This window comes from Streptomyces shinuiensis, from assembly GCF_043660855.1.
In the GTDB taxonomy this organism is placed as follows: Bacteria; Actinomycetota; Actinomycetes; order Streptomycetales; family Streptomycetaceae; genus Streptomyces.
In genome coordinates, this window is the sequence record NZ_JBIHML010000001.1 from 5,795,855 (window position 1) to 5,814,274 (window position 18,420).

23 protein-coding genes and 1 pseudogene are annotated in these 18,420 nt (G+C 72.1%); 16 read left to right on the forward strand and 8 right to left on the reverse strand.

Going from position 1 to position 18,420, the window contains the following annotated elements; all coding sequences use genetic code 11:
• Positions 1-128 precede the first annotated feature (128 nt).
• The 3 genes from ACGRHY_RS26130 (at position 129) to ACGRHY_RS26140 (ending at position 2,411) form a co-directional block, all read left to right on the forward strand.
• Positions 129-716, forward strand: coding sequence for a VanZ family protein (locus ACGRHY_RS26130; RefSeq protein ID WP_394637755.1), 588 nt, complete (start codon positions 129-131; stop codon positions 714-716).
• A complete protein-coding gene (locus tag ACGRHY_RS26135; RefSeq protein ID WP_394637756.1) occupies positions 635-1,459 on the forward strand; it encodes a hypothetical protein in 825 nt (274 codons plus the stop codon). Before ACGRHY_RS26130 ends, ACGRHY_RS26135 begins: the two co-directional genes overlap by 82 nt.
• Before the next feature lie 715 nt (positions 1,460-2,174).
• The gene (locus ACGRHY_RS26140; RefSeq protein ID WP_394637757.1) at positions 2,175-2,411 is read left to right on the forward strand and encodes a hypothetical protein; all 237 of its coding nucleotides are present in this window, start codon (positions 2,175-2,177) and stop codon (positions 2,409-2,411) included.
• A gap of 395 nt (positions 2,412-2,806) precedes the next feature.
• Here the strand turns inward: ACGRHY_RS26140 and ACGRHY_RS26145 are convergent, their stop codons facing one another.
• A complete protein-coding gene (locus ACGRHY_RS26145) occupies positions 2,807-3,223 on the reverse strand; it encodes a DUF4259 domain-containing protein (protein WP_394637758.1) in 417 nt (138 codons plus the stop codon).
• 61 nt (positions 3,224-3,284) lie between these two features.
• Positions 3,285-3,764 (reverse strand): annotated as a pseudogene (locus tag ACGRHY_RS26150) (ISL3 family transposase); the annotation flags it as partial.
• A 466-nt stretch (positions 3,765-4,230) separates the two neighbouring features.
• On the opposite strand from ACGRHY_RS26150, the gene ACGRHY_RS26155 reads away from it, so the two are divergent.
• On the forward strand, positions 4,231-4,674 hold the full coding sequence (locus tag ACGRHY_RS26155; protein WP_394637759.1) for a hypothetical protein: 444 nt from the start codon (positions 4,231-4,233) through the stop codon (positions 4,672-4,674).
• Positions 4,675-4,688: 14 nt separating this feature from the next.
• Complete coding sequence (locus tag ACGRHY_RS26160; protein ID WP_394637760.1) at positions 4,689-5,102, forward strand: hypothetical protein; 414 nt, start codon at positions 4,689-4,691, stop codon at positions 5,100-5,102.
• A gap of 65 nt (positions 5,103-5,167) precedes the next feature.
• Here ACGRHY_RS26160 and ACGRHY_RS26165 read toward each other — a convergent pair whose 3' ends face one another.
• Entirely contained in the window at positions 5,168-5,662 is a 495-nt protein-coding gene (locus ACGRHY_RS26165) for a hypothetical protein (RefSeq protein ID WP_394637761.1), read from the reverse strand.
• Positions 5,663-5,708: 46 nt separating this feature from the next.
• Positions 5,709-6,023, reverse strand: a complete 315-nt coding sequence (locus ACGRHY_RS26170) for a hypothetical protein (RefSeq protein ID WP_394637762.1) — start codon at positions 6,021-6,023, stop codon at positions 5,709-5,711.
• 267 nt (positions 6,024-6,290) lie between these two features.
• Here ACGRHY_RS26170 and ACGRHY_RS26175 point away from each other — a divergent pair, with 267 nt between their 5' ends.
• A complete protein-coding gene (locus ACGRHY_RS26175; protein ID WP_394637763.1) occupies positions 6,291-6,926 on the forward strand; it encodes a hypothetical protein in 636 nt (211 codons plus the stop codon).
• Between the two features lie 146 nt (positions 6,927-7,072).
• Here the strand turns inward: ACGRHY_RS26175 and ACGRHY_RS26180 are convergent, their stop codons facing one another.
• Entirely contained in the window at positions 7,073-7,825 is a 753-nt protein-coding gene (locus ACGRHY_RS26180) for a hypothetical protein (RefSeq protein ID WP_394637764.1), read from the reverse strand.
• A gap of 194 nt (positions 7,826-8,019) precedes the next feature.
• Between ACGRHY_RS26180 and ACGRHY_RS26185 the strand changes: the two genes are divergently transcribed.
• The 9 genes from ACGRHY_RS26185 to ACGRHY_RS26225 all read left to right on the forward strand — a co-directional run bounded on the left by ACGRHY_RS26185 (position 8,020) and on the right by ACGRHY_RS26225 (position 13,812).
• Positions 8,020-8,175 (forward strand): DUF8636 domain-containing protein, encoded by a 156-nt coding sequence (locus ACGRHY_RS26185; RefSeq protein WP_394637765.1) that lies wholly within the window; start codon positions 8,020-8,022, stop codon positions 8,173-8,175.
• Between the two features lie 37 nt (positions 8,176-8,212).
• The gene (locus ACGRHY_RS26190) at positions 8,213-8,398 is read left to right on the forward strand and encodes a DUF6417 family protein (RefSeq protein ID WP_394638205.1); all 186 of its coding nucleotides are present in this window, start codon (positions 8,213-8,215) and stop codon (positions 8,396-8,398) included.
• Between the two features lie 46 nt (positions 8,399-8,444).
• The gene (locus tag ACGRHY_RS26195; protein WP_394637766.1) at positions 8,445-8,624 is read left to right on the forward strand and encodes a hypothetical protein; all 180 of its coding nucleotides are present in this window, start codon (positions 8,445-8,447) and stop codon (positions 8,622-8,624) included.
• Complete coding sequence (locus ACGRHY_RS26200) at positions 8,621-9,355, forward strand: DUF6283 family protein (RefSeq protein ID WP_394637767.1); 735 nt, start codon at positions 8,621-8,623, stop codon at positions 9,353-9,355. Before ACGRHY_RS26195 ends, ACGRHY_RS26200 begins: the two co-directional genes overlap by 4 nt.
• Positions 9,356-9,898: 543 nt before the next feature.
• On the forward strand, positions 9,899-10,993 hold the full coding sequence (locus ACGRHY_RS26205) for a hypothetical protein (protein ID WP_394637768.1): 1,095 nt from the start codon (positions 9,899-9,901) through the stop codon (positions 10,991-10,993).
• Between the two features lie 106 nt (positions 10,994-11,099).
• Entirely contained in the window at positions 11,100-11,462 is a 363-nt protein-coding gene (locus ACGRHY_RS26210) for a hypothetical protein (RefSeq protein ID WP_394637769.1), read from the forward strand.
• Between the two features lie 332 nt (positions 11,463-11,794).
• On the forward strand, positions 11,795-12,289 hold the full coding sequence (locus ACGRHY_RS26215) for a hypothetical protein (RefSeq protein ID WP_394637770.1): 495 nt from the start codon (positions 11,795-11,797) through the stop codon (positions 12,287-12,289).
• Between the two features lie 37 nt (positions 12,290-12,326).
• The gene (locus ACGRHY_RS26220) at positions 12,327-12,968 is read left to right on the forward strand and encodes a hypothetical protein (RefSeq protein WP_394637771.1); all 642 of its coding nucleotides are present in this window, start codon (positions 12,327-12,329) and stop codon (positions 12,966-12,968) included.
• 286 nt (positions 12,969-13,254) lie between these two features.
• The gene (locus tag ACGRHY_RS26225; RefSeq protein WP_394637772.1) at positions 13,255-13,812 is read left to right on the forward strand and encodes a hypothetical protein; all 558 of its coding nucleotides are present in this window, start codon (positions 13,255-13,257) and stop codon (positions 13,810-13,812) included.
• 446 nt (positions 13,813-14,258) lie between these two features.
• Here the strand turns inward: ACGRHY_RS26225 and ACGRHY_RS26230 are convergent, their stop codons facing one another.
• Entirely contained in the window at positions 14,259-15,347 is a 1,089-nt protein-coding gene (locus tag ACGRHY_RS26230; protein ID WP_394637773.1) for a hypothetical protein, read from the reverse strand.
• A gap of 234 nt (positions 15,348-15,581) precedes the next feature.
• Here ACGRHY_RS26230 and ACGRHY_RS26235 point away from each other — a divergent pair, with 234 nt between their 5' ends.
• A complete protein-coding gene (locus ACGRHY_RS26235) occupies positions 15,582-16,073 on the forward strand; it encodes a DUF4145 domain-containing protein (RefSeq protein WP_394637774.1) in 492 nt (163 codons plus the stop codon).
• A 72-nt stretch (positions 16,074-16,145) separates the two neighbouring features.
• Here ACGRHY_RS26235 and ACGRHY_RS26240 read toward each other — a convergent pair whose 3' ends face one another.
• Positions 16,146-16,862 (reverse strand): hypothetical protein, encoded by a 717-nt coding sequence (locus ACGRHY_RS26240; protein ID WP_394637775.1) that lies wholly within the window; start codon positions 16,860-16,862, stop codon positions 16,146-16,148.
• Between the two features lie 240 nt (positions 16,863-17,102).
• Complete coding sequence (locus ACGRHY_RS26245) at positions 17,103-18,140, reverse strand: hypothetical protein (RefSeq protein WP_394637776.1); 1,038 nt, start codon at positions 18,138-18,140, stop codon at positions 17,103-17,105.
• Between the last annotated feature and the right edge of the window lie 280 nt (positions 18,141-18,420).

The following is an 18,420-nucleotide window of genomic DNA, read 5'->3' on the forward strand; positions in this document are numbered from 1 at the left end:
GTCGGTTCAGCGTCGCCACCACCGCCTGCTCGTGGTCTGAAAGGTGCCCGGACCGCGCGCAACCGCGTGCGGCCCGGGCACCGTCTTGACCCCACGCCCACCCACCGCGTACTCATTCCGAGGTTTCCGTGATCCGCGCCATCGTCCAGTCACACCCCTGGCTGATCCCCACCTTCTGTCTCCTGGGGTTAGTCCTGGGCACCGGTTTGTTCCTCCTGGCACGGCGCCACCACCTGCCGCGAACCCACGCCGTCCTACTCGGCCTGGCACTGGCCGCGGAAGCCACCGCCACCCTCTACCCCATGCACCCCGGCGCTGGAGCACCGCAGGTGTGCACCCTCAACCGCGACCTGCTCACCCCGCTGACCGGCCAGCAGGGGCTGATGAACATCGTCATGTTCATCCCCGTGGCATTCTTCGCCGCCACCACCTTCCGCCGCTACGCCCTGCCTCTGGCCGGCGGGATCCTGCTGTCGGGCACCACCGAACTCCTCCAAGCCGTCACCCCCACAGCGGCCGCTCCTGCGCCTCGGAGGACGTGGTCGCCAACACCCTCGGCACCGCCGTCGGAGTCGGCCTGGCCGCCGCACTGCACCTGCTCGGCTCCCGCCGCCGAACAGCCGAAACCGGACCGGTGTTCACCAAGACTGACCTCACTCGCGGCGGCACCGTCCTCGCCGCCGGCGGCGCGCTCCTGGCCCTGGCCGGCTACCTGACCGTCACCCCGGTCTTCGCCGAGGTCAACGAAATCACCCAGGCCAGCACCGCACAGCACCAGGCCGCGGAGAAAGCCGTCCACGACATCTTCGGCGACACCCACACCATCGCCAACGTCCAATACCTCAAAGGCCCGGACGCCGACTCCGGTGAACTGGCGGTCGCCCTCGACGACGGCCTGCTGCAGATCCTCTGGCCCGGCCAGGAACTGATCAGCGGCTCCACCAACGCCCCCGCCCTCCCTGGCGTCCCCAACCGAAAAGTCGACAACGACGAAGACGCCGTCCGCCAGGCCACCGCCTTCGTCCGCACCCGCTTCCCCTGGGCCCTCAAGGACAGCGAAACCATGGTCTACCCGACCGTCGCCGACGGTCCGGCCCGCACCGTCTCCTGGCGCCAGCGCGTCGACGGCGTCCTGATGCCCATGCGCATGGACGTCGTCGTCGAACCCACCGGCAGGATCTCCGCCTTCACCGCCCGGAACGAAAAGCCCCCCGCCGACCTCCCCCCACACAAGATCACCGAGGAACAGGCCCGCCAGGCCGCAGCCGAACACACCAAGAGCCGCAAGGTGATCGGCTCGGAACTCTTCCTGTCGAAGACCACTGAAGGGCGCTGGGAGATCCGCTGGGCCATCACCTACGCCACCCCCAAGCCCACCGAGGAGTTCCAGGACGGACCCGGGCACGTCACCATCCTCATCAACGCTGTCACCGGGGAGTTCGTCGACACCACCTACTGAGAGCCCCGACAGCCTCAGCCCGAGCCTGCCGGAAGCAGGCAGAAGACGGCCCAGCTACGCGACAACCACCCCACCTCGCCTCCGCTCCCAGCCCGTTGTGTGACGGAGCGGGGGAGGGCGGTGAGGGCGCGGATGTCGGGATCGGGCGGCGCTGGTTGGGGCTGCACGATGCAGTGCCTGCAGCTGTGCGGTGGCCGGAGAGCGATGACACCTGAAGCGCTGGCCCCCGCTTCCGGGACCTTGGCCGGGCTTTGGCCGGGTAGTGAAAGGCAGGACGTCGGCGCGGGGCGGTTCCTCTGTCCGGGCCAGGAGCAGCCTCAGCTCGGTTGCCTCCTCTGTACCCGGCCGCCACCATGAGCCCGTTTCCGCAGGCGGTCCTGCTGCGCGCCGCCGTGGTCTGGGCGAAGGGCCGCGGGTTGGCCATCGCCATGTACGGCCCGTACGCGGATGCGGCGCGCGCGGTCTCGGGCCTGCGGCAGGCGGGGTGTTCATCGGGTAGTTCCTCGCGGGTTCTCCTCTGGGCCGGGGTCTCCGGATGCGGGGTTGCGCGGCTAACCCGCCGGTCCTCCACCGTGCCGTCTGCCAGGCAAACGACTCGCGGGAACTACGGCGAGGGCGCTGTCTGGCTGTCTCCGCTGGCCTCTCAAGGGGGCGGAGCACGTCACATGGCCCACTGCGCACGGTTCCGTGCGCCTGGCACCGGAGGAAGCCGTCTATGTCCACTGCCCCGCACAACCACCAGCCCGGCCCGCAGCAGCCCGCACCGGCCCCGTACTCGGCGCCGGTGACGCTGAGCCCGGGAGCACTGGCACTCGTTGGCGTGCTCGCCCTGGCAGGGGCGTTCACCGCCTACCTGGTCCACCAGCACCCCGAGCTGAACGCGCCGGTGGTGGCCGCGGCCACCGTGGGGACGGTGCTGGTGGCTGTCCTTGCGCTGGTGCTGCGCCGCTGACAGGCGTGACGGGCCGGTCGGAGAGGGAAGTCCGTCACGCCGGTCGCCCCATCCTGCCTCCGCGGGACCGGAGCCGCTGATCCGCCAGAGAGGCGGATCAGCGGCTCCGGGAGGTAGCCGGCGGTGGCGGCCCCTTGACCGGGCCCGTGCGCCGACGTCGGCTCGGCTCGTCCGGGTGACAAGAACTCGCAGGAGACCTGGGAGGAGAGCCGGTCCGCCGCCGCACCGGCCCGCGCGGTTGGTCGGTGGGCTTCGGGCTTCTTCCAGGCCGGTGGCTTGAAGATGCGCCGGTGCTGCCGGCCGGCTTGCCTCCGGATGCCCCGGTACTGGATCGGCGGTGGTCTGCAGCGTGTTCGGGAACGGGTTCTGGCACGACTTCCGTGAAGCGGTCACGATTAGTGATCAGTGGGTGTTTCGAGTGCTTGGAGGATCTGTCGTACTTCCTGGCGCCACTGGTCAGCGTCAGCGCTGTCCACCCAGCCGGTTGCCATTTCTGATCCATCCTGGAGAACCCGGTCAAGTGCGAGTTCCGCCGACGCGCGAAGGGAGACTGGCAGTTCGGGCAGCGGTTCCCTGGGGCCGTCGTCCGGGTCAATCACGATGGGGCTGTCCGGGAGGGCGCTGGCGACGAGAGCGCCAGCGGCAACAGCTTCGGCGCCGTCTCCGCCATCGACGCGTTCTCCCGAGTCGGTGACTCGCTGGAATGCCCTTTCCAGCACGTCGATGACCTGCTGGTTGGTGAGTCCCTCAAGTTGATCGACGAAGTCTGCGGCGAGGTCGCTGTCGAACGGGCCGGTTCCCCACGTTCCCATGCATGGCTCCTGATACGGCTGTCTCGGACGAAGGCATGGTTCCAGGAGCCACTGACATCGGTCATGGGGCGAGGAGGACCCGCTTGCGGAGCAGTGCGAAGCCAGCGCGACCGAACATCTGGCGCTTGAGCATCTTGATCCGGTTGACGTGTCCTTCGACGACTCCGGAGTTCCAGGGCAGGGTCAGTCCGGCGGTGACGGCGTTGCGGTCTCGGTCGATGCCGGCCGCGAGAGTGTGGAGGCTGGGCAGGTCGTCCTGGCGGACGGCGTCGAGCCACTGCGGGAGTCGTTCGCCCTGGCGCTCGGTGAGCATCTGGGCGAAGGACCGGACGTGACCGGTCAGGGCGTCGAGTTCAGGGCAGTTGGCCAGGACGGCCTTGAGCCGGAGCTGTTCGATCTCGGTCAGCGTCTCGGGTCGGCTGAGGATCCATCTCGTCACCACGCGGGGTGCCGGCGGTTGCGCGGTGACCGGCCGTGGCGAGGTGCGCTTCTCTCGCAGGTAGGCGCTGACGCGGCCGTAGCTGCCTCGATAGCGAACTGGACGGCACAACCATCAACACCCTGCTCGACCTGGCCCTGCCGCCCTCCGCGAAGAAGACCGCGGACAGCTGAGAACCCCTGCCCGGCCATACCGACTGTTCTTGAGTTCGCTCAGGAAGAGTTCACGGGGGAGCCGGGCAGGCCTCACGGCGCGACACTGCCGGGCGAGCGCGCTTGGTAGCGTTCGGGTGACAGTCAGTGGTACCGGGGTGCGGCGTCTGGTGCGTGTCGCGTCAGCAGCCGTCAAGCAGGACATCGAAGTCCTCCATCGCACGAGCACAAGGGAGTACCTCAGTTCCATGAGAAAGGCGACCATAGCCGCGGTGTTCGCGGTGATCCTCTCTGTCGCGGGCTGTGCCGACAACGACGCCAGCGGAAACGCTGACGCCAAGCCGGCGTGGCCCCAGAGCCAGGCGCCGCAGGGAACCGACGATGGGGATCCAACGACGCGATCGATCGGCCAGACCGTGACCCTGGATGACACCGAGGGGCGCCCCATGCAGGTCACGCTCACCGGCATCGCCTACCGGGACGCATTCGCCAAGGACGAGACTCTCGCCCTGACCGGCCAATACGCCCTGGCCATCGCCTTCACCATGAAGTCCAAGACCGGCGGCATGCTCGGAGAGCAAACCGACAACCACATCAAGTGGGCGCACGGCGCGGACACGGCCGAGGGCCGGGACTACACGGACGCGCCGTGGCAGGGCTGCATCGACGCCTACACCCCCTACGCCGAGATCGAACCCAACCGTGAGTACCAGGCCATCACCGACATGAACGTGCCAACGAAGGGCGGAACTCTGATCATTGAGGACGCCTACGGTGGCGTCGCCCGCTGGCAACTCCCCGAAACGGACGCAGGCAGCGGTACCGAGCCCGCGACCAGGTACACCACCGAGAACTGCTGAACACCCTGGACACCATGGCCTGGCTTCTGGGCGAGATCCTCGCCGACTGGTCGCAGCGGGCCGCCGGGGCCGTCGCCGCCGACCGTGCGGAAGGGCACGGGCCGCCCGCCACCGCCGACGTCACCCGGGCCCTGACCCCGGTCGTGCTCTCCCTCAAGGACGGGCCGATGCGCGGCAGCCCGCCGCCCCCCTGCGCCCGCGCCCACAGGGAACCGCGGCTGCCCGTGGTCCCTGACGGCAAGAGCCGCCACGGACGGACGGACGTGGCGGTCTGGGTGCCCGGCGGACCGAACGCCGTGATCGAGACCGGCTCCGCACCGACCCCGGCTTCCGCCAAGAAGCTCCTTTTCCTCGCCCGCGATGCCGGTGCCTTCCCGCCGTGGGTCCGCTCCGGAAAAAGGGCAGCATCGAGAAGACCGACGGTGTGATGGTCCTGGACGTCCGTGGCGCCGTGCGGGGTGTGCGCGAGGCGGGAGCCCGACAGGGCCGTTGCTTACGGGGTGCCGCCGGCGCCTGATGCCGTGGCGTTCGGCATGCCGACCTTGCGGCGGTAGCGGCCCTGGGCGGCCTGCTCGGACTCCACGCCGAGCGCGGCGGCGATCTGCTTGAACGTCAGCAACGGTTTGCCGGTGCGGGTGCTGGCCGTACGGGCGGCCAGCAGCAGGGCGGCCTCCAGGTCTTCCAGGTCGTCGCGGGCGACCTGGAGCAGCGCGAGCGCGGCGGCGACGTCCTCCGCGCGGTCCTCGGGCATGTCCGTGACGCCGGCGGTCTCCCGCCAGCGCGGGTCGGAGGCGAGCAGGCGGCGGGCCTGGTGGGCGTGGACCGCGTGCAGCAGCACCGGCACCGACGCCTGCGGCGTACGGTCCCGGACCTCGGGCAGGGCGCTGGCGTAGGCCTCGGAGAGCCGGGCGAGGAGCCCGGCCTGCTCCTCGTCCATCACGTACGGGACCGGCCGGGGCGCACGGGGTGGCTTGTCGGTGTTCGTCATGCCCCTCACCCTCCCCGCACAGCACCACGCTGACAACGCCTCGCTGTCAGCGCGGCGTTGCGTTTTGGGGGGCGTACAGGCGCGCATCCCGCGGGCTCGCCTGTTCCAGTCCGCCTTCCTCAGCCTTTCCTGCAGGACCGATCCGTTCAGCTGCCGAACGACGGTGAAAGGAACAGCAGGCACACCGTCCGTGCGTCTCGGCCTGGTCGACGGCCAGCTGGAACAGACCGCCCAGACGGGAGCGGCGCCGCTGCCCGTCGGCGCAGGCGGCGCTCAGCAGCGCGCCGCTGGACAAGATCCGTTCGCTTCCGGTGGCCGCAGGGCCAACGGCGGATCCGGAGACGCTGTCGAGGAACACCACCGAGAAGAGCCGCGGCACGGCACAGGCCGGCGGAGCCCGCACCGCCGGACAGGCCGCCCGGCCCGGCGCGCGCCCCACGGCGGGGTGCACCCCCGTACCGCCGCTGTGCCGGCACAACGGCCCGGCAGGCACCGGCCCGGTGACGCTGCCGGAATCGGGCAGTGCCGCCCGTCCGGCCGCGTGGAAGCATCAGGCCCGCCCGGGGGGCCGAGCACATCAGGGCGATGCCCCTGCGGGTGAGGAGCGGCACAGGCACGGGGCGGGCGGATGGCGAAGACGAGAAGCAAGAGCATGCGGGCACGGCGGGCCGCCCGGCGCAGAAAGACCGCGGCCGCACACCGGGGCGGACACCGCGCTCCGGCCGCCGCATACCGGGCGCCGGCGGGCAGCCGCGCCGATCTGGAGCACCAACTGCGCCGGGCGCGTAGTCGGCGGACACCGCCCGGCCGGATCAAACGGGCCCTGTGGTGGTGCATGGCCGCAGCCCTGCTGGCCGGAGCGGCGACCACCGGCACCTTCACCGCCTCGGCCGCCGGCTGGGCCGGAACCCCCGGGACACTGACCGCGCGGGAATGCCATCAGAAGTCCAACGGCAAAGGCGGACACAGCACGGTGTGCTCCGGGGTGTTCGTCTCCGACGACGGCCACTCCACCGACCCGCGGGCGAGCATGGTGTGGCACGGCGGCGAGGCGGGCGACACCGTACGGGTCCGCACCGTGGCGCCGGGCGGCTACCAGCAGCAGGGCGTCGACGAGGTGGGGCTGCTGGTGACACTGACCGGCATACTCGCCCTGTCCGGTACGGTGTGCGCCTTCACGGGCCTGCCCGGCACCGGCCGGGACCGGCTCGCCTCCCACCTGCCCGACCGGGCCTTCGCCCGCTACGTGAACTGGCAGACCTGACCCCTCCCCGGCCGCCGCGCGGACAGCCCGGACCGGGGCGCGCCATGCGGCAAGACCCGCACCGGAGACGGAAGAAACCATCGCCCCCTGGCCGCGCCGCGGCCGACCGCCCAGGAGAAAACCCCCGGGGGAGAGGCGGCCGCGGCTCACTCGGGAGCGGGCTCGAGATACGCGTCCAGGCCGAGCTCGGCGTAGGAGGGCTGCTCGCGCTCCAGCTCCCACACGGCGCGGTCCGCGGCGCGCACCACCTCGGCCAGCATGTCGAGCGTGGCCAGCACACGGCCGGCCCCCAGACGGACTCTGCCGCCCACCTCGGAGCGCTCATAGCTCTCCAGCCCGCTCTCGGCCTGATCGTCGCGGAACTTCTCCACCAGCTTCTGCGAGCGCAGCTCACCGTTCTGGTGGGTCAGCAGGTGCCGCAGATCCCGGGCCCACCTGACAGCGTCGGTGTCGACGACGGTGCCCAGCGCCCGGTGCGCCTTGACCAGGGTCGACCAGGGCGGGGACTGATAGTGCCCCGGAGTCTCCAGCCGCAGCGCGCGCCGCCGGCCGCCGACCGTGACCCGGAAGCGGCGGGTGAGTTCCAAGACGGCCTTCTCCAGATACACCTCGAACGCGCTCACGCCGTTGCGGACCACCAAGGACTCCGTCATCCAGGCGTAGGAGGACGGCCACAGCCCGCCCACGGCCCGGTCGAACACCTCGACGTGCTCGTCCCCGTCGTGCCGGTCGGGATCGAAGAACTGGTTGGCGGTCTCCAACGCCTTCCTCTGCTCGCGGTCGTAAGCCTCCGCCGACCAGCGGGCGGAGAGAACCAGGAAAGCCCGGTTCTCCTCATCGGTACGCCGCCAGTCGAAGAACGGCCTGCTGAACATCCCGGTGCTCTCGTCCCACCTCACGCCGGTAAGCGTAGAAGCGGCAACTCCCGCGCGCCGCTGACTTTCCGCCGTGTCCGCCCCCGGAGGGCACGAGGGGGCCGCGCCCCGGCGCACTGTCACAGGCTCCTGCAACGATGAAGCTGTCACCCGGCGGCAGGAGACACCAGCACTCTCCTGCCGCAGAGAGCCGTGCCGGAACACACACAGGAGCAGCGGTGGAGAACTTCAAAGTCGAGTGGACCGACATCCACGGCGCCCCCCGCCGGTCGGTCGTCTCTTACAGCAGGACCTGCGCGGCCGAACGCGTCGCCGAACTGAAAGAACAGGGTCTGACCGACGCGAAGGCGGTACCGGTCCCGCCCGGCCAGTAACCGACAGCCCCCGGCGGCCGGCACCCTGTGGGAGGCCCTGACCGAGGCCCACTACGACACCGCCACCAACCGGTGGCGCCTCCAACTCGACGACACCGGCCTCGCGGGTCTGGCCCACGCCGTGCACCTGGAGGCACTGGCCGGACAGGTCACCGCCCGCAACCGCCTCCACCGCGCCTGCGGCCTCACCCACCACCCCATCCCCACCACCCCGGCCCCCTGACCCCCGCCCTGCCTGCCCGCGCCAACACCATCGAGGACAACCGGCCATGAGCACCCACAACCACAGCGCATACGCCCCGCCCATCGGCGGGATGAAGCACACCCTTCCCGAGCTGACCGACCCCTGCCGCCCGCCCGGCGAGCGCACCTACCCCGAGCACGCCTACCCGGCCGCCGGGGAAGCCCGGTGCCGCCGCTGCAACGCCACCGAGAACAACCACTCGTGAGCGGCATCGACGCCCCGGCCACCACCAGGCAGCCGGGCGGCCCGCCCCGCTGCGCCACAGACCACGAACACAACCGGCGGGTGCGCGCCCGCCTGGCCGAACTGGCCGCCCGCCACGGCATGACGGCCGAGGAAGTCCTCCAGGACATCAACGCCCGCCTGGCCGCCGGACAGCCCCCCACCTCCGAGGCGCCGCCCGCCCCGGCGGCACACCCCGCCCCGCGGCCCAGCCCACGCGTGGTGGCCCACCGGCCCGCCGACGACACCTGGGGCGTGACCGGCGTGGCGTACGACGGCCCCCCGGCCGCACCCCGCCGCCCCTGCGCAGGCGCAGAACCCTGCCCATGGCGCCGGGACGCCCCCCGCGGCCAGTTCCCGCCCCAGGCCTTCCTCCACTCCGCGCCCGGCAACCGCACCGGCGGCCCCACGGGCCGGTTCGGCTGCCACGCCGGCACCCCCGCCCGGCCCCTGCTCTGCGCGGGCTGGCTCCTGGCCGGGGCCGACGGCAACCCCGACGTGCTGGACCTGCTGCGCTCCGGCGCGCTGCCCACGCCCCAACTGCCCGACGGGACGACCGTGTACGGCAGCTACGCCGAGATGGCCGCCGCCAACGGCGTCGACCCCGCCCTGCCGGCCCTGTACCCGGGCGCGGCAACGGCGAGTGAGGAGGAGGACTTCGTTGCGATGAACGCCCTCGCCGACGGGCGCGAGGAACCGTCCCGGAGCGACTGAGGCGACAACACCGGCGGACAGCCTCCGGGGCGGGGCGCTCGACTCGAGTCCGCTCGGCCCGTGTGCAGGATGCCGATGCCCCCGCCGTCCAGGCCGCCGGCCCCGGAATGCTCCGCAGCAGCCCCGTAGATCACCGCGCAGCATCCGCGTTCCGGCGCTGACGGCACCGCTCGGCGGCGGCGTTCGGACGCCCCCGCCGCCAGCGCTCCGCCCGTTCCTTGACCCGTCCGCACCTCCGATGGCAAGGCTTCAAGCCGACTGGCGCTTTCGAAAGCAAGGACGCGGACCGTGGGCGGCCCTGCCCCGCCGGGGTGTGCCTGGCAGGCCGGAGCACCCAGGCCCGCACCGGCCGCGCAGCGGCCCGTCCTCTGGCCGCCCTCCGGCGGCCGGCGTGCCCTGCCCGGCGCGCGGCAGCACACCGGGGCGCCCAGACCGGGCCCGCCCCCCAGGCGAAGGAGAGTGCTCTGCCCGGTTCCCTCGTCGGGGGGAACCCTCCCGGCTTCCGGCCCCGCACCAGAGCGGACGCTGCCATCCTCAGCGGCCATGACCTCCCAGCCGACGACGCCGCACGACCACGCCGAGCGTCTGGCCGCCCACGCGGCCGCCGGAGCACGCCGCGACGGCCGCGTAGGCGCGGTCGCCGCGGTCAACGACCGGCTGCGACGCCCAGGAGCGGTACCCCGCCCCCTCCACCACGACCCGGGCCGCGCCCTGTGGCGGGCGGCCGTCAACCGCGTGCTGCGCGACCACGGCTGGCCCGAGGCCGCCGACCACGAGTTCCACCCTGCCCCCGACCGCTCCCTGCCCACCACCCCGGCCCGGCCGGACACCCCCGCCCACCGCCCCGACCCGTGGCGGTGGACCACCGCACACGCCATCTCCCGCGCCGCCTGCCAGGGCACGGTGCACCGGGTGGTCTTCGACCGCGGCCGCATCACCCACCCCGACCACCCCGACGGCACCTGGCAGACCGCCGCCTGCCACCGCTCACCCCACCTGCGCGCGGTCAAGGACGCCCAGGACGCCGCCGGGCCCCTGCGGTACTTCACCCCCACCTGGTTCACCGACCACGAGGTCGAAACCGTCCCCTGGGAGGAGGCGGCGATGCACTGGGGACCGGTCCCCGACCTGCACCCCGACGCGGACGACGACCGGTTCTGCCAGCGCCGGGCCGCCACCCGCCACGACGACGACCTGCACGAAGCGGTCTTCCCCCCGGTACAGCACCTGGTCCTCCACGACCCGCTGCGCCCGGACCTGACCGGCATCACCGCCGGCCGCGGCACCGGCCTGCCCGACGGAGCCTGGTGGCAGGCCCCGGGCACCCTGCACCTGACGGTGTGCCTGTCGGCATGGTGGCCGCTGGAGGTCGCCGCCCGCCCCTGGCACCACATCCAGTCACTGACCGCCCTGGACGTCCTGGCCTGGGACCTGGAGCGATGTGCCCCCCACCAGATGCTCCTGCTGGACTGGACCGACGACCCCGCCGCCCGCCTGCTGCACCAGCTGGGCCCCTGGGTGGAGGAGACCGGCGGCCCGCTGGCCCCGGTCCTCCTGCGCGCCGAGGTCACCGACCAGCCCGACGGCACCTGGCACATCACCGCCGAACTCGACCGCACCCCGGTGACCGCCCCCTGACCTCCCGGGGCCTGCCGCCCCGGGCCCGCGCAACCGCCCCGACCCGGACGGACACCCCCGCCGCACCGGCCGGTGCCAACCGGTGTGCTGGGCCAGGATGGGAGCCGTGGACGCCGACCGATGCAGCCCTGCCGAGGATCTCCTGTACTGGCGCGGAGACCTGCCCGAGCTCCTCCGGGCGGCCCAGCGCCACAGGACGTCGACTCCCGCCATCTTCACCCGCGGCCACGCCGCCGCCGCCCTGGAGAAGACCCTCGCCGGACTGGCCGGCCCGGGCCAGCTCACCGCCTGGGCCCAGGCGGTGCACTTCCAGGAGGAAGTCGACATCGACGAGGCGCACCAGGACCTGCTGACGCAGTTCCTGCTCGAGATCTCCACCCCGGAGCTGTTCGAACCGGTCACCGCCGAGACCTGCCGACGATGGCTGCACCGGATACGAACGTCCCCACGGAGCACGGCAGACCGGTGACCCGGCCCGGCGCGGTACCGCCTGCCAGCCCTCCCCACTGCCGGACCCCGCACCTGAGGCAGCCGAGGTGCGGCAGCAGCGCCCCCACGGCCTTCTGGCCCAGAGACTGGAGGAGATCACCGCGCCGGGGACGGCGTGGCGCGACAGCACCGGGAACTGGTAACCCTCGCGGCGGCGCCCACCGCGCCGTGCGGCACCACCGCCGTCGACGCCCCGTCGTGCCGCAGACCCCCCGACACCTCTGCGGCCGGGTGAATGGACACAGCCTCGGGGTGGCAGGATTTTCTCAGCGCACTTACGCCGACCGCGCACCCGGAGGGGGAGGGGGCTTCTTGGACGTCCTTGCCAAGCTGCTGGGCAGGGAACCGCCCTACAGCGACTGGCCCAAGAGCTACGACAGCTTCTGCGGCGACATGGCCAAGGCCGCCGGCGTCGCGGTGGCACGGGTCCGCTGCCACCGCAACACCTGGGCCTACCTCCAGGAGAACGTCCCTCAGGACACCGAGACGACCATCACCGGCACCGAACGAGGCCTCAGCGCCGCGTTCAAGCCGCCCGCCCAGGACGAGATCACCTCCGAGGAGGATGGACTGGTCACCGTGCCGCTGTCCGGCACCACCCTCGCGGCGGTACTCAGCTGGTGCCACAACATCCAGCCCAACACCCTCGGCAGCCCCTGGACCGCCCTGGACCGGTCGATCGCCCGCCGCGTCGGCGCCGCGATCTCCCAGGCCCTGGACCACGTGGTTCCCTCCTCCGACGCGAACGGGCCAACGGCCGTCATCTACCTCGACGACCGCATGACCGCCAAGGACGCCACCGCATAGGCACTGGTGTGCTCCGCCCTGGCCCATCATGGGGCGGGTGACGATGCCTTCCCCGGACGAAGTCGAGGCCGCGCGTACTTTGGCGGGCGGCTGGACCCGTGATCAGCTCGCCGCCTGGGGCGTGCCCTGGCCGCCCCCGAAGGGCTGGAGGCAGCGCCTGGCCGACCAGTGGCACGCCGCCCAGCAGGAACCGCACCGGAACGCCGCACCCTCGGGGCCCGGTGGGGGAGAGAAGCCCGCAGCCGCACCTGGCACGGGTGTGGTCCGGGTGCCGGGGCCGGAGGCGGACTGGCAGCCCGCGACCGTTCCGCCGTACCACGTGGGCAACAACCCCGTCTCCCAGGTGAGCCCGTGGCAGTACGCGGCGAGCTTCTACCGGATCGTCGCCGGACTGACACCGCCGCTGGAGACGGTCGCGGCCCGGCTGCGCCTGGAAGTGGAGCGCACCTGGGAGGAACTGGGCGAGGTGGATGTGGCCCTGTTCCGCATCCAGGGCACGGAGTTCGCCCTCAGCCGGTTCGCGCACCGCCAGGATCCCCACCTGTTCGTGTGGCTGAACCGCTCACAGCGCGACATCGAGACGGCCCTGGACCTCCTCCTCGGCACGCTCGGGGTGGGACGCGAGGCCGTGGCCTTCATCGAGGACCAGGAGGGCGACCCGTCCGGCACGCCCGGCTGACCCCTTCCCGTCTCCGGCAACGCACGGCCACGGGGGCCACAGCGGACGGCTTGCGGCGGCAGGAGCCCTGGCCCCGCACACCGCCTGACCACCACCGCCGGGCCCCGGCCACACTCCACCCCACAGCACACGGCCACAACGGGGCGGCCCCCCGCCGCCCGCCCCGCCCCGGGCCGCCAACGCCGGGCGGCGAGACCGATACCCCACAAGTACGGTCCCCCGCTCCCTGGCCCTGCTGTGGGCAACGGCCGGACACCGGGCCGAACCCGGCCTCTAGGCTGTGGCCGTGCGGAACACCAAGGCGTTCAAGGAAGCCGTTGCCCAGACACTCGCGGAGCTGGCCCGCCAGGGGGTGACCCTCGCCCCGGCGACCGTGGAGGACACCATCGAGCAGCAGATCACCACCATCTCCGGGCGGCTCGGCATCCAAACGCGCTCCGCCTGGCGCTACTTCGACGCCAAGAGCACAGCCGACCGCCTGGCGCAGAGCCTGTCCTCCCACGAGCACAGCAGCAACACGGGTGTGGGGCAGGCCCCGATGCCGCCGATCGACAACCCCGAACTCGCCCTGGTCCTCGCCGGGGTGCCGGACTCCCTGGCCCAGACCGGCGGCGACCTGTACGCGGTCATCATCAACGTGGCCGTCAACGCCTGGATGGCCGGCCACATCCACGGCGAGGACGGCTGCCCCGGATGCGACGGCAGCCGCGGCCCGGCCGGACACGACTGGGAGGCCCGGATGCGCACCATCACCGAGATGCAGCCGGACATCACCAAGTGGTTCGACCGCGGCGTGTGGACCCGCGCCGTCAACGACACCGGCTTCACCGTCACCCGCCGCTGACACAGCCCGCAGCCTTGGCCTGTCCGGGGGGCCGGAACGAACTTCATCCACCCCACCGGGAACCGCCGGCACCCTGGGGGCAACCGGACCCGCGCCACCCGGGGCCGGGCCGCCGGGGGAAGCGCACCATGCTGCGCGGCCCCGCCCAGGTCCTGGGCGCCCTGTGTGATACGCAGCCGGAGCACGGCAGGGCATTCCGGCCCACGCCCGCCTGACCCCGCCCGACAGAACTCTCTGCCCCGCTCGCTCTCACCGGCGGGCCCGCCGATGGCCGCCTGCTGCTCGTGGCGCGGGCCGGCACCGCGAAGGCGGACTCGCCGCCGGTCAGGCACTGCCTGACGCGGACACCGTCCTGCGCGAAGGGCCGTGCGCAGGTGCTCAGCCTGGCGGCTGAGCACGGCGAAGGTGGGCGCCTCCGGGATGCGAGCACGCCGGTCGCAGAGCAGCTACGCGTCGCCGTCCTCGTCGTCGCCGGGCCGTTCGAGGTCCTGGTTCAGCGCACGCAGCAGGGCGTGGGCGAGGAGGATCGCCGGCAGAACGAACTCCGGACGGTAGGTGTCGGGCGAGGCCTGGTGCGCTCCGAGGTGGCGGTTGAAGGTGTCCTGAGTGGCGCCGGGTCCGAAGGCGTTCCGCATGCCCGCCACCACCAGATAGTGCTTGAACTGCAGCAGCGTGAGATCGCCCCAGTCCTCCGCATCGTCCAGGGCACTGCCGATGGTGCCGTGATGCCCGGCCCTCGACGGGTAGGCCACCTGGGGGAAGGAACGCCGGATCCAGGCGTTGCCGTGCCTGCTCATCGCACTCTCGAGGACGTTGCCCGCCAGGGCCTGGGCGCCCTCGCCGAAACCGGCCCGCGCGGTGCGGGTGGCGGCGCTCAGGATGGCGACCATGCCGGTGAGTTCGGGATGGGTGACGATCCGGAGGCTGGCGTCGATGTCGTCGAGAACGTCGTCGCGGCGTTCGGCCAGGAGGGCGTAGCGCTCCTGGCGCGTCCCGAGGGGGAGCAGGGCTTTGACGATCCCGGTCCGTGGTGCCCACGCCAGGGACAGTCCGTCGTCCCCACCCATCTCCAGGATGGTGCGGAGCTCCTCGGTGTCCAGACCACCAAGGTTGGCGGGCAGGAAGAGGGCCGCTGTCGCTGCGAGTCGTTCCAGCAGTGCGCGGGGGAGCGACACGCTGCGCACGACGTCGTTGATGCGGCTGTGCCAGTCGTAGATGTCGCTCAGGCTGCTCTGGAGTGCCAGGACGGGCTCGGTAACCGCCCGGTACTGTCGTTGGGCGTCCAGCGCGACCTGATAGACCGTGCCCGGCCCCATGACGCTTTCGACGGTCCGGCGGGCGGACTCCAGCATCCGGATGTGACGGCGGGCGGGCTCAAGCGCCTTGTCGACGGAAGTGAGCCAGGCCGAGGTCTGCCTGAACTGCTCCATGATGCCGGGCAGGTCGCTGCCGGCGCTACGGGTCTGGCGCGGCCCCGCTTCCCGGCCGAAGCCTTCTCCGCCGTCTTCTGCGCCCGGGGTGTCCTCGTCGTTCATACCCTCATGATCCCGATTCCGCCACGGGCGGGCACCGGCATTTGCAGATGCTGTGCCCTGCACAAGGCGCCGGTGCTGGCCGCACCGCCGATCGACCGGTCATCCACGTCGATGGTTTGGGCCCCAGCCACCGGCGCCGCCCCGTACTCAAGGACACGTACTGCCCAGCACGCCGTCGGCAACGAGCACCCAAAGCCGGTGCGGCCGGCCGCGGACCGGTGCCACACTTCCGGGATGTACACCAGCTCCGCCGACCTGCCGTGGCCGGTGCCGGACCCGCGGGCCCGGCACTGGGCGGGCCAGTTCTCCGACATGCACACCATCGTCGAGCCGCTGAAGGTCCCCCAGAGCCTGCCGGTCAATGTCCAGCGGCTGTTCGAGACATGCCGGGAACTGCTCCGCTTCAGCTACTACCACCTGGAGTTCGGCCCGGCCGCCGTCTACACCTCGATCACCGCGGTCGAGGCCGCCCTGAGGGAGCGCTACCAGGGCCGCAACCTCAACGAGATGATCGGCACGGCGCTGGCCGACGGAACCCTCACCGCCGAGCAGGCCGACCGGCTGCACGCCGGGCGGCAGATCCGGAACCGGTATTCACACGGCCGGACGATGCACCCGGCCATGGCCATCCCCTTCGCTGTGCAGCTGGTGGCGGTAGCACTGGAGGTAGTGGCGCTCCTGGATACGAGCGACTCCGGCGAAGACGTCGGCACGCACCCGGCCTGAATGCTGTCGAGGAGCCCCAGGGAGAGTACGACAGGCTTCCCCGATACCCGCGCAGGCGCTGCCTGGCCCAGGTCAGCGGGGTTCTGGGTAGCCGTCCAAGCCGAGTGGCACCGGGGCCAGCGGCCGGTCGTCGCCACTTCGACGGCAGATGCGGTAGTGCTCGCCGCCGGCGGGGCGGAGCACCACGCGGTGCCCGGCGGCACGCCCGGCATCGAGCGCGGCGAGCGCGGCGTGGCCGTCCTCGGCGGTGACGCGGGGGTGGAAGACGATCACGGGGCCGATGTCCAGGCCGCGCCCGGCCACCGTCACGGGGTACTCGCCGGTGACCACGCGGACCGACCGCGGCTCGCCCCCGAGCAGGGACCGCAGATCAGGGCCGTCCTCTCCGCTGAGGGTGATGGTCAGGGTGCGGGCGAAGGGCAGGGCCACGCAGTGCCCCTCGATGACCAGCCGCGCGGCGCGCACGGTGACCCGCTCAGCTGCCGATATCTCCTCGGGCAGGGGGAAGTACTGCTCGCAGTGCCGCTGGAGCACCTCCATGTCCTGCGCGTACAGCCGCAGCTGCTCCACCTGCGCCACCACGGCGGCGTCCTGGCCGGGGGACAGGTACCCGGACGCCGCGGTCCTCCCCTCGGCCCGGACGGCGAACGCGCCTCCGGCCAGCACCCGCCGGTACAGCCCCAGCAGCTTCAGGGCCTCGGCCGGATCGGCCCCGGCCAGATCACCGGAGAAGACCATCTGCATCGCCGCCCCCTCGTAGGGCAACAGCAGCCGCAACCGGCCCCGCACAGGTCCACCTCCACCGAGCGGCCGATACTGCCGGCCCCCAGCGGCTGCGCCCACCGCGTCGTGCGGCACCACCGCCGTCGGCGTCCCGTCGTGCCGCAGGCCCCCGACGCCTCTGCGGCCGGGTGAACAGACCCCACCGAACCCCTTCTCCGCCCGCTATGGGCACTGCCGTAGCGGGCGGAGAAGGCAGGGCCGCCCCCCCCGACACCGGACACCCGACGGTCACACACGGCTCCGGCGCTACCCAGTGGCGATCACCGCGTGCAGGCAGTCGTCGCAGGCGGATTCCTCGCCGACCGCAGCAAACGGCTTCTCGCAGCGGGCGCACTCCCGCACGCCAGAGACGGTCTCACCGCAGTGAAAGCACAGATCGACCGGGTTCTCGGGGCCGGCCGCGGTGAGCACCGTACGCACCAGAGCCTCGACGTCGCAGAGCGGGCACCAATACACCGGATCCAGCCCGCCGGAAACCGCCGACCACGTGGTGCGGCCGAGGACCTCGTACGCGTAGGCCAGCGCGATGTCTTCAGGCCCGCGCCGCTGGTGGCAGTAGAGACAGGAGCCGCCCTCCCCGGCCCCGACGACCAGAGCGAACTGGCCGCACTCCCAGCACACGACGGTACGGGACGTCACAGGGCCGAGACGGGGACGCAGCCGCCGCATCCGCGCCGCGACGTAGCCGCGAATCTCGTCGAGCCCTTCGCGGATCCAAGCCAGCGACGCGGCGGCATCCCCGCCCGGCGGGCCGATACGGGGCAGCAGCTCCGAGTCCACGAAGTGCATCAGGAACTCCAGCACGCTCACGGCGTTCGCCCCGATCACGTACCGGTTGACCTTGGCGTCGTGCGGGCGGCCGTAGTGCTGGAGCTGGTTGCGGAGCCTGGCCAGATCCTTGAGGTTCTTCTCCTCCTTCGGGCCGATGGCGACGCCCGCGAGGTTGACGAGGCGGGTGACCGTCTGGTCCACGGTGCAGCTGTCCAGGCTGCCGTCGTCCAGCTTGCTGTACTTGGCATCACCGGGGTTCTTGAACACCAAGCTCCAGTGCTCCAGCTCCAGCCGGTACTTCAGCAGGCACTCCACAGCGGCCTGCAGGTGCACCACGGCGTACTTCAGCTCCCGGCGGCCGACCTCCTCACCGCGCAGGTGATCGACCACGCTGACCAGATAGTCCAGGCCGTTGTCCAGCGGCGGGTAGTGCACCTCGGCGGCCAACTCCCCGCCGTCCACGGTGAGCGCGGCCTGCCCGGCCGGCGCCGCGCCCTTCTTCCCATCCCTCACAGCAGGAGTGCCTCCCTCTCGTTCCCACCAACCTGGCGGCTGACGGAACATCATGCCGTCCGCCACGAACTCTCGGCAGGCCATGCCCCCTTCCCTCCCAGGGGCGCACAGCCACGGCGGCCGGACGCACCGCATCACTCAGCGCACCCGTCTACGCTCGGCACCTGCTCGCGCTCAGGTCGTCGGCGCCCCGGCGCCCGGCTCCGGGGCGCGGCCGCCAAAGGGGCTGCGGGAGAGCTGCTTCAAAGACGGGGGCCGCCGCGCCCCCCGGGGGCTGATG

Bases quoted from the DNA above. Each gene is read 5' to 3' on its own strand.
- ACGRHY_RS26140 (WP_394637757.1), top strand. From the start codon at position 2,175: ATGTCCACTGCCCCGCACAACCACCAGCCCGGCCCGCAGCAGCCCGCA.
- ACGRHY_RS26145 (WP_394637758.1), bottom strand. From the start codon at position 3,223: ATGGGAACGTGGGGAACCGGCCCGTTCGACAGCGACCTCGCCGCAGAC.
- ACGRHY_RS26160 (WP_394637760.1), top strand. From the start codon at position 4,689: ATGGCCTGGCTTCTGGGCGAGATCCTCGCCGACTGGTCGCAGCGGGCC.
- ACGRHY_RS26165 (WP_394637761.1), bottom strand. From the start codon at position 5,662: ATGACGAACACCGACAAGCCACCCCGTGCGCCCCGGCCGGTCCCGTAC.
- ACGRHY_RS26175 (WP_394637763.1), top strand. From the start codon at position 6,291: ATGGCGAAGACGAGAAGCAAGAGCATGCGGGCACGGCGGGCCGCCCGG.
- ACGRHY_RS26195 (WP_394637766.1), top strand. From the start codon at position 8,445: ATGAGCACCCACAACCACAGCGCATACGCCCCGCCCATCGGCGGGATG.
- ACGRHY_RS26205 (WP_394637768.1), top strand. From the start codon at position 9,899: ATGACCTCCCAGCCGACGACGCCGCACGACCACGCCGAGCGTCTGGCC.
- ACGRHY_RS26230 (WP_394637773.1), bottom strand. From the start codon at position 15,347: ATGAACGACGAGGACACCCCGGGCGCAGAAGACGGCGGAGAAGGCTTC.
- ACGRHY_RS26235 (WP_394637774.1), top strand. From the start codon at position 15,582: ATGTACACCAGCTCCGCCGACCTGCCGTGGCCGGTGCCGGACCCGCGG.